Source organism: Phocaeicola sp. (assembly GCF_048170425.1).
Lineage (GTDB): Bacteria > Bacteroidota > Bacteroidia > Bacteroidales > Bacteroidaceae > Phocaeicola.
Window position 1 is genome coordinate 1 of the sequence record NZ_DBEXBB010000233.1, and the last position, 8,963, is coordinate 8,963.

Consider the following 8,963-nt stretch of genomic DNA (forward strand, 5'->3'; position numbering starts at 1 on the left):
CATGTGCAGACGAAAACAAGGTGGGAGTGATTTATTATTATGAGTTGAGATTTCCCGATGCATTTCAACAGCACAAGCACTATGCCATGAAAACAATCGGCAAGCAGGTTTTCTCTCGAAGCGGACTGCAAAGGGGATTCCTGCTTGAAATGGACAAAGAAGCGGATCTGAAACAGAACGTCGCAGAAATCAGGAAAGTATATTTTCGTCATCATGCGAAAATATCGAATGAAATATTTGCTTCCAGTCGTGAGGGGAAAGAATTTTTTCCGGACGATATATTGATGCATGCATGGCATGACAGGCTGAAGCAGAGGTTTAATGACAAGGTTGTGTCAAGAAGGGCTGTAAGGCTTAACGTGGAACGTAACCCTGGAGAAACGGAAGAAAGTATCACGAAAAAGCTGGCCGGGAAGGGGATAACTGTGGATGACTTCGAACCGTCATTTACAGAAGAAGAACTGAATCAGTTTTATGGTAACATTGAGTCTTGGTGGAATGATTTCTGTGATGATATCTATTTTGCTGATACAGAGAATGCTTTGTATCGTGAAGCAATGAAAGAAATTATACATGATTCACGGTATGGATGGGCTTTTAGTTTGACTTTGAAAAAAGATTGAAATTTTGCTTTGGGGGTGGTGCTACTCTTTACTCGGTTGTAAAACAGTTAGTACTTTCTTTTGACTACCATATTCGTTGGATTCAGCGTTTCTCTTTTTCAAATCCCCATTGTACGTGCCATGTCCTTCCTGTAACTTTGTCAAGTAGAAGAAACTGATACATGTTTTGTGTCGGATAAAGTTCAAATGTGCCACAACCGGTGTTGTATGAAAGATCAGTATCGTTTAAATTAATACTTCCTTCTTTGTCGTTGTCTAACGACCATTGTATTAATTCTATTTTTCCAGTCATCGTATCTAGTTTTAGATAGATGTATATATTTTCAGTGGGGTAAAGTTTATATCGGTCTAGCCCTCTGATTCTAAATCCGATATCATTTAATTTCGTAGCTATATCCATTAATATGGAATCTTTGTTCAGGGAGTTGCTTGTTTGGGTATATCCTTTGGAGCTTGATAATAGTAATAGAACTAAAGTAAAAATAATCTTTTTCATAGGGCTATTGTTTAGGGTTGTAAGAACTGTGAATGAAAAAACGTTTAAGGTAACCGCCTTGTGTGGCACGGAAGAAGTGCCTTGCCCGGGAGCTTTCGTGACTTTTGTAGGCGATGGCAGCTTGAGCAACAGATATGCGCTATCTGACCAGAATGGTCTGGTTACGGTGCGCTGGACACCGGACGGGCAGGCTGCGTCGAGGGGAATATATCCCATTACGGCTGTGCCGCACTGGCTGTATGTGAGGGTGATTGGCAGTGACGGAAGTATAATTCAGGAATATCCGTGGAAGGTGATGGTGGATTGAAACTGATACGTTGTATACTTTCCTTGGAAGTGTAGGCGTAGAGTTTCTCTGTCCAGACTGTCAGTACGGATTTAAAGATACTACTTTTTCAGCTGGTTCCATACGGCTTCTACCCACCGGCGGATATTCTCCCGGGCGACTTCCGGACGGACAGCTTCTTCAAGGGGCATACCGTCGGGCGTAAGGCTGTCCACCCGACTGAATCCGGCATTCAGCAGCGATTCGGTATCGCTGGCTTTTCCGGCTACCAGCCAGACGGGGACATGCTGTGCCTGTGCCCGCCGCATCACCCGTTCGGGAAGCTTGCCCATGAGTGTCTGACGGTCGGCATGTCCTTCGCCGGTAATGACGAGGTCGGTGTGTGCCAGGAGGGTGTCGAATTCGCAGAGGTCGAGCAGGAGGTCGGCACCCGATTGGGTGGTGGTCTGGAGGTATTGCAGGAAGGCGTATCCCAGTCCGCCGGCAGCTCCGGCACCGGGTTGCAGGGAAGCGTCCCGGCCCATGCGTCGGGCGGATTCTTCGGCAAACTGACGGGCGCGGCGGTCCAGTTCGTCCACCATCTCGGGAGTGGCTCCTTTCTGTGGGGCGAAGATGTGGGCGGCGCCTTCGGGTCCGTAAAGAGGATTGCGTACATCGCTTGCCAGTACGAAGCGGCAGCCGGACAACGGACCGTTCAGCACGTCTTCTATCGTGCCGCCGGGAGCCAGAGAATCGGTGAGGCCCTGAAGCATGCCTTTTCCGGCATCGCTTGTACCGCTTCCGCCCAGTCCGATGAGAAAGCGTCGGCATCCGCGTCTTGTGGCGTGTGCCACGAGTTCGCCTACGCCATAGGTAGTGGCCACCAGCGGATTGCGTTCCTCGGCAGACAGGTATGTCAGTCCGCAGGCTTGTGCGGTTTCAATGACGGCGGTTCCATCGGGAGCAAGGCCGTAGCAGGCGGTGACGGGGCGCATCAGCGGGTCGTGTACTTCCACTTTGAGGAGTTGCCCGTGGAGGGCAGCGATAAAGGCCGGAAGCATCCCTTCGCCCCCGTCGGACATAGGGAGTGAACGGACTTCTGCCCCGCGGGCGGTGAGGGCCTGCGAGAAGGCGGCTTCCACTTCTTCGGAAGAAAGGCAGCCTTTAAAGGAATCGATGGCGAGCAGGATTTTTTTCATGGGTGTCATAATATTTCTCTGGCTATCCATGCGCAGGCTTCGGCATCGGCCAGTGCATGGTGATGGTGTTCCAGGCGGTATCCGCAGGCAGCGGCCACGGTGTGCAACCGGTGGTTGGGGAGTTCCGGAAACACTTTGCGCGCCACGCACAGGGTGTCATGGAACTCATAGTCGGGATAGTCCATCTGATAGACGCGGAAGACGGCTTTCAGGCAGCTCTCATCGAAGGGACGGTTGTGTGCCACAAGCGGCAGCCCTTCAATCAGCGGTTCAATCTGTGCCCATACGGTGGGGAATACCGGTGCGTCTTCGGTATCTTCACGGGTGAGTCCGTGTACCTGTGAGCACCAGTATGTGTAATAATTTGGTTCCGGATTGATGAGGGAATAAAAGGTATCGGCTATCTCGCCGTCGCGCACCACGACCACGCCCACCGAGCATACGGATGAACGTTCGTTGTTGGCAGTTTCAAAATCTATTGCGGCAAAGTTTCTCATGAGTCTTTTATTTTTAGTTTTACATGTGTACTCATCGCTTGGTCATGGCAATCATGAACGTGACGGCTATTATGGAGATGGAGATTCCGATTATGATGTGGGAGGTCAGCGGCTCGCCAAACATGAGTGTGCCGATAATGATGGCGGTGATGGGCCCGAATACGCCGAGTACCGAGGCCTTGGTGGCTCCGATGTTGCGGGAAGCAATGGCCAGGGTGGCCGTAGAAACGATGGTCGGCAGCAAAGCAAGTCCCACAAGGTTGAGCCAGTCTGCTCCGGTAGTGATTCCGGCAGTTATCGCGGTGTCAGAACTGAGGATTTTCCCGAGAAACACAATCGCTCCCACCGTAAGGGCATAGAAGGTGAGCAGGGAGTTGGATATGCCGGCAATGGCCTTGCTGCGGTTGATGATGACGATGAAGAGGGCATACACCAGTGCCGAGGCGATGGAGAGCAGCACACCGATGGGGTTGATGGTTTGTGAACCGTCACTTTGTGTCATGATGAGCACACCTCCGAAGGTGGCGGCAATGGCCAGCCATACCGGCCATGAGGGAACGACTTTCAGGAACACCATGATGATGGCCACGAGAACGGGATAGAGGAAAATGAGGGTTGTGGCCAGTCCGGAGGCGATGTAGTCATATGCCTCGAAGAGGAAGATGCTGCTGGAGGTGTAAAGCAACCCAAGAACGAGCAACACGCCGATTTGCTTTCCTGAAATCCGGAAACTCTGCTTGCGGAGCACCAGGAACAGGCCTAAAAGCAGCACCGCAAAGGAATAGCGGAAGAAAAGTATGGACTCTATGGCGGCACCGTTCTTCATCAGAGGCATTGCAAACAGAGGATTCAATCCGTAGGTAATACCGGTAATGATTCCTGCCGGATAGCCGATAATGGCATTCTTGCTTAGTTTTTTCATGTGCTGGTAGAGGTAAAATCTTAGTGTATGGACTATCTCAGAAAAGGATCAATCGTACTGAGCAGCTCGGCCTTCTGCATCACGCCGCTGGTTCTCCAGAGCACTTCTCCCTTGCGGAACAGCATAAGGGTGGGGACGGACTGAATCTGGTATTTCTGAGACAATGCGCTGTGTGTGTCCACATCAATCTTGATGATACGGATGCGGTCGCCCAGCACGTCTTTCACCTGTTTCAGAATCGGGTGCATCATTTTACAAGGTTGACACCAGGTGGCGAAGAAGTCCACCAATACAAGCTGGTCGCCTGCTACTACGTCATAAAATGTTTCCATTGCTTTCGTTTTTAAGTGGTTCTATATATACGAGGCTACTTCCCGAAAGAAATAGCCCGGTGTGTGTCGATACGTTTAAAATGCGGTGCAAATGTACGAAAAGCCGATTAATGGCGGGCATGAAACAGTAAAGAAAAATCTGTATCTTTGCACGACTTTTTTTAGGTAAGAAGAAACAATGGATGCAATCGTTACACAGATGATTATCCTGTTTATTCTGGTAATCATCGGCTATTATCTGAGTAAGAAGAAAATGATGGATGCGGATTTCGACCGCAAACTTTCGGGACTGGTTATCAACGTGACGTGTCCCAGTCTGATACTTTCGTCGGTGATGGGCGACATGCCTCCCGACAAGAAGCTGATTCTGCCTTTGCTTGTGGTAGGTTTTGCCACCTATGTGGTGCTTATCGGGTTAGCCTTTCTGCTTCCGCGCTATTTGCCCGTCAGACTGTCCGACCGCGGTATTTACAGTTTCATGCTGGCATTCGGCAATGTGGGTTTCATCGGCTATCCCATCGTGGCTTCCATTTTCGGAGCCAGTGCGGTGTTCTATGCCAGCATTCTCAATTTCCCCAGCACGTTGCTGATTTTTGTGTTCGGTACCCTGTTTATTTCAGGCGGTGAGGGGAAGATGCGTTTTGACTGGCGTACTCTCTACTGCCCGGCCATGATTGCGTCGTACCTCTCCATTCTGATTGTCGTGACCGGATGGGTGCCTCCCCGTGTCATCAGTACCCCGTTTATCTTGTTAGGAAATGTCACCGTGCCTGCAGCCCTGCTCATCATCGGCTCGTCCATTGCCCGTGTACCTATCCGCCGGATGTTTGGCAATGCGGCCATCTACCTGATGTCGGCCTTGCGTCTGATGCTGGTTCCACTCCTTATCTTGTATCTCTCACGCCTTTGTCGGGTGGACGAAACCATTGCCAATATCAATGTCGTGCTGGCGGCCATGCCCGTAGCTTCATACGGCACCCTGTTCTGTATCCAGTATCAGAAAGGGGAGGTCATCATGGCAGAAGGAACCTTCCTCACCACCCTGCTTTCCGTACTGAGCATTCCGTTGCTGACGATGTTTCTGTAGACTTATTTCAGCAGAGCTGCGTACGTTTTTTCGGACTCCTGCGGCAGTATCTTCCGGAACTGGGTGAGCATCCGTTCGCGCGATTCCTGCGGACTGCGGTCGGGGTGGCAGGCCTCCCGTCCAAAGAGACGTTCGGGCGTGGTAAGCAGCGACCATCCCCAGCCGTACTCCCGTCCGTGACGGTCGAGGGGATAGATAAAATCTTCCGTCACGATGTAACCGCCCATTTCCAGCCGGGTGAGATAGGCATCGAAGCGGCTCCGCATCTTCGGCCCCGTAAATCCGCATGCCGCACGCAGTTCCCTGGTAATCAGGCTACCCTCGCATCTCAGTACGTCGAGGATGGTTTCTTCAATGCTTCCCGCTTCCGGATAAGGAAAAATGCTTCGCCGGTAATTGCAGAAGTCGGGCCACCACTCGCGGCTGATGAATGCGGCTTTGTCCTTGAAGAACTTGCCGTATGCGCAGCCGCTTTCTTGCAGGATGGCGCCTTTCCATTCCCAGAGCGGCCATTCCCATCCGCCGTCGGGCAAACGGGTGTACTGGCAGTCTTCGTCCGTGACTTCTTCGGCCGACCATCCGGCAATGCCCATGCTTAACAGCGGCAGGAAGCCCGTTTCATTGATATAGTCAATCAGTTCGGGGCAGGAGTGTAGGGGTTCTTGTTTCATGGTTGCAATGATTTTCCTTGTAAGATAATGAATAAAACTGATATATTTGCGTATTATTGTATGAAGTAAAACAGAAGCTATGACACCTCCTCCAGTTGAACAATCCACCCGGGAAGCCCGACGGGCGTACGTCATTGAAGCCTGGAAGTGCCTGCACGACTGCGAGTCGTGCGGCAAGTGCCGCATCCTGAAAGGTAAGGATGCGGAAACTTTGTATGCCGACTACATTGAAGGTAAACGCAGCTACATGGATGTGACGCTGGAACTCCGGAACAGAAGCTATTGAACCTCTCCGGCGATTATTTAGGGAGTATCCCATACTTTTTAATATCATCGCTGTGTTTGTGGAAAGTGCTTCTGTCTGAAGAAATCAGCAGTGGAGTCCCATCTCGTAGGCTTCATTCAGCTTGCTGTGTCCGCTGATGGCGCGCGGGTCAGCTACTCCGCCGCAGAAAAGCGTACCGGCCAGGCGGCTCTTCGGGAAGCAGTCAATCCAGCCCGTGAGACCCGCTTCCGCACGTTGAGGAACCTCCGGCTCTTCTTCGGCTGCCACGGTCAGCATATAGACGTCGCGGAACTGATAATCCAGGGTATACATCGCATTCATACGGTCGATGAGCACCTTCATCTGTCCGCTCATCTCGAAATAATAAATCGGGGTAGCCCATACGATGACATCTGCGTGCAGCACTTTCTGCATGATGGTGTCTGCATCGTCATGGATGACGCACTTGCCCAATTTCTGGCAGGCCAGGCATCCGCGGCAGAAGCGTATGTCTTTTCCGGTGAGTGAGATTTTTTCTACTTCGTGACCTGTCTGGAGGGCACCTTCCATAAACTTGTCGGCCAGCATGTCGCTGTTGGAACCGGCACGCAGACTGGTTGAAATCACAATTACTTTCTTCATGTTATCTTGTTTGGGGTTGATTTTCTTCTTCAACTGGATTTCTTTAAACTCGATAGCAAATTTATAGTTTTTTTACCGAGTATTGCGGGCTCATGAAAAATTCTCATGCAGGAGTGCTTATGTAGTTGTAGCCTTGTACTTCGTTCGTCCGGAAAGAGGACAGAAACAAAACCACATCCCTGAATGCCTGAGATATTGAAGACTTTTTCGTATCTTCGCGAACGAACAAAACAATCAATTGAGTATGAGAAAAAAAATGACAAGTCTTTCAGCTACCTTGCTGGGAGTTGCCACTGTGGCTTCCACTCTGTTCTCGTGCAGCAGCCAGCAGCAGGAATCACCGATGAAAGCAAAAGTGGAGGAGTATGCATCCGTTGAACTGAAGTCTGACCTTGTGAACAACTTGAACGACAAGGAAAAAGAGCTGGTGAGAATATTCTTCCAGGTGGGACAAATTACCGACGATCTTTTCTGGAAGCAGACATTCGGCGACAAAAGTGTGCTCGATACCATTACCGACACCTACGCGAAAGAGTTTGCCATGATTCACTATGGGGCATGGGACCGCCTGGACAATAACAAGCCTTTCCTGGCAGGTTATGGCGAAAAGCCGGCCGTGTGCAACTATTATCCTCACGATATTACCGAAGCGGAATTTAACGCCTTTGAAGATGCCGACAAGGACTCATGGTATACCGTCATCCGCCGTAATGAAGACGGTTCTCTCAAGAGTGTATGGTATCATGAGGCGTATGCTCCGGAAATAGAACGCATCTGTGCCTTGTTGGAGAAGGCGGTGACACTGGCAGAAGACCCGGGCCTGAAGAACTATCTTGAAAAGCGTATAGAAGCCTTCAAGACAGATGATTATCTGGCGAGCGACCTGGCATGGATGGACATGAAGGACAGCAAGATTGACTTCGTGACAGGACCGATTGAAACTTACGACGACAAGTTCCGCGAAACCAAGGCATCGTACGAGTCGTTTATCCTGCTGAAGGATGAAGCCAGAAGCAAGGACCTGGCCAAGTTCGTAGCCATGCTTCCGAACCTTCAGAAAGAGTTGCCTTGCCCGCCGGAATATAAAACGTTTGTGCCGGGCACGTCGTCCGACCTGAATGTGTATGATGCGGTATACTATGCCGGCGACTGCAATGCGGGAAGCAAGACGATTGCCATCAACCTGCCGAACGATGAGCGGGTACATGCACTGAAAGGTACGCGCCGTCTGCAATTGCGGAACTCCATGAAGGCGAAGTTCGACAAGATTCTGTTGCCTATCGGACAGCTTGTCGTGACACCCGAACAGCAGAAATACCTCAACTTTGATGCATTTTTCTGGAACGTGACTTTCCATGAAGTGGCACACGGACTGGGTGTGAAGCAGACTATCCGTACCAATGAAAGCGTGGATGCAGTGATGGGCACGGAAAAGACTTCCTGGGAAGAAGCCAAGGCAGACATCCTAGGCCTGTTCATGGTGACCAAGCTGATTGAAATGGGCGAAATCACAAATATTACAGCCGAGGATGCGATGGCTACTTACATTGCAGGCATCCTGCGTTCTGTCCGCTTTGGAGCGGCTTCCTCACACGGAAAGGCCAACATGATGTGCTTCAACTACATGGAGAAAGCCGGGGCATTTTCACGCGACGACAAGGGGCAGTATGTGATTGATTTTGCAAAAGCCAAGGAAGCGATGAACGGATGGGCTGCGTTGATTCTTCAGACGCAGGGCGACGGCAACGTGGAATTTGCGAAGAAGTACAGAGAAGAGAACGGGGGAATCACTCCGGCACTTCAGGCCGACCTTGACCGGATTAACGGAGCAGGCATTCCTCGCGACATTACCTTTGTGCAGGGAGAAGAAGTACTGTTAGGAAAAGCTCAGTAATACCAGTTGCTGGGATATAGATACACACATGCGGTTCAGGGGCATCGTCTTTGAACCGCATGTTTTTTAT

The 8,963-nt window shown here is 50.6% G+C and carries 11 protein-coding genes and 1 pseudogene; 5 read left to right on the plus strand and 7 right to left on the minus strand.

The window, feature by feature from the left end:
- Positions 1 to 623, plus strand: a pseudogene (locus ACMJ0U_RS09280) (hypothetical protein); the annotation flags it as partial.
- An 82-nt stretch (positions 624 to 705) separates the two neighbouring features.
- Here the strand turns inward: ACMJ0U_RS09280 and ACMJ0U_RS09285 are convergent.
- Positions 706 to 1,119, minus strand: a complete 414-nt coding sequence (locus ACMJ0U_RS09285) for a hypothetical protein (RefSeq protein WP_417129685.1) — start codon at positions 1,117 to 1,119, stop codon at positions 706 to 708.
- Positions 1,120 to 1,147: 28 nt separating this feature from the next.
- Between ACMJ0U_RS09285 and ACMJ0U_RS09290 the strand changes: the two genes are divergently transcribed.
- Entirely contained in the window at positions 1,148 to 1,426 is a 279-nt protein-coding gene (locus ACMJ0U_RS09290) for a hypothetical protein (RefSeq protein WP_417129686.1), read from the plus strand.
- An 80-nt stretch (positions 1,427 to 1,506) separates the two neighbouring features.
- On the opposite strand, the gene ACMJ0U_RS09295 is transcribed toward ACMJ0U_RS09290, so the two are convergent.
- The 4 genes from ACMJ0U_RS09295 to trxA are packed head-to-tail and all read right to left on the minus strand — an operon-like array spanning position 1,507 to position 4,334.
- Entirely contained in the window at positions 1,507 to 2,613 is a 1,107-nt protein-coding gene (locus ACMJ0U_RS09295) for a glycerate kinase (protein WP_417129687.1), read from the minus strand.
- A complete protein-coding gene (locus ACMJ0U_RS09300) occupies positions 2,589 to 3,080 on the minus strand; it encodes a 3'-5' exonuclease (RefSeq protein WP_417129688.1) in 492 nt (163 codons plus the stop codon). Before ACMJ0U_RS09300 ends, ACMJ0U_RS09295 begins: the two co-directional genes overlap by 25 nt.
- Before the next feature lie 31 nt (positions 3,081 to 3,111).
- Complete coding sequence (locus ACMJ0U_RS09305) at positions 3,112 to 4,002, minus strand: DMT family transporter (RefSeq protein WP_417129689.1); 891 nt, start codon at positions 4,000 to 4,002, stop codon at positions 3,112 to 3,114.
- Between the two features lie 32 nt (positions 4,003 to 4,034).
- Positions 4,035 to 4,334, minus strand: coding sequence for a thioredoxin (trxA, locus tag ACMJ0U_RS09310; RefSeq protein ID WP_417129690.1), 300 nt, complete (start codon positions 4,332 to 4,334; stop codon positions 4,035 to 4,037).
- A 178-nt stretch (positions 4,335 to 4,512) separates the two neighbouring features.
- Between trxA and ACMJ0U_RS09315 the strand changes: the two genes are divergently transcribed.
- Positions 4,513 to 5,421, plus strand: coding sequence for an AEC family transporter (locus ACMJ0U_RS09315; RefSeq protein ID WP_417129691.1), 909 nt, complete (start codon positions 4,513 to 4,515; stop codon positions 5,419 to 5,421).
- 2 nt (positions 5,422 to 5,423) lie between these two features.
- On the opposite strand, the gene ACMJ0U_RS09320 is transcribed toward ACMJ0U_RS09315, so the two are convergent.
- Entirely contained in the window at positions 5,424 to 6,092 is a 669-nt protein-coding gene (locus tag ACMJ0U_RS09320) for a hypothetical protein (RefSeq protein WP_417129692.1), read from the minus strand.
- 79 nt (positions 6,093 to 6,171) lie between these two features.
- Between ACMJ0U_RS09320 and ACMJ0U_RS09325 the strand changes: the two genes are divergently transcribed.
- Positions 6,172 to 6,378, plus strand: a complete 207-nt coding sequence (locus tag ACMJ0U_RS09325; protein WP_417129693.1) for a hypothetical protein — start codon at positions 6,172 to 6,174, stop codon at positions 6,376 to 6,378.
- Positions 6,379 to 6,462: 84 nt separating this feature from the next.
- On the opposite strand, the gene ACMJ0U_RS09330 is transcribed toward ACMJ0U_RS09325, so the two are convergent.
- Positions 6,463 to 7,032: a flavodoxin family protein gene (locus ACMJ0U_RS09330; protein ID WP_417129694.1), complete on the minus strand. Its 570-nt coding sequence runs from the start codon at positions 7,030 to 7,032 to the stop codon at positions 6,463 to 6,465.
- Between the two features lie 211 nt (positions 7,033 to 7,243).
- On the opposite strand from ACMJ0U_RS09330, the gene ACMJ0U_RS09335 reads away from it, so the two are divergent.
- On the plus strand, positions 7,244 to 8,893 hold the full coding sequence (locus ACMJ0U_RS09335) for a dipeptidyl-peptidase 3 family protein (protein WP_417129695.1): 1,650 nt from the start codon (positions 7,244 to 7,246) through the stop codon (positions 8,891 to 8,893).
- Positions 8,894 to 8,963 lie beyond the last annotated feature (70 nt).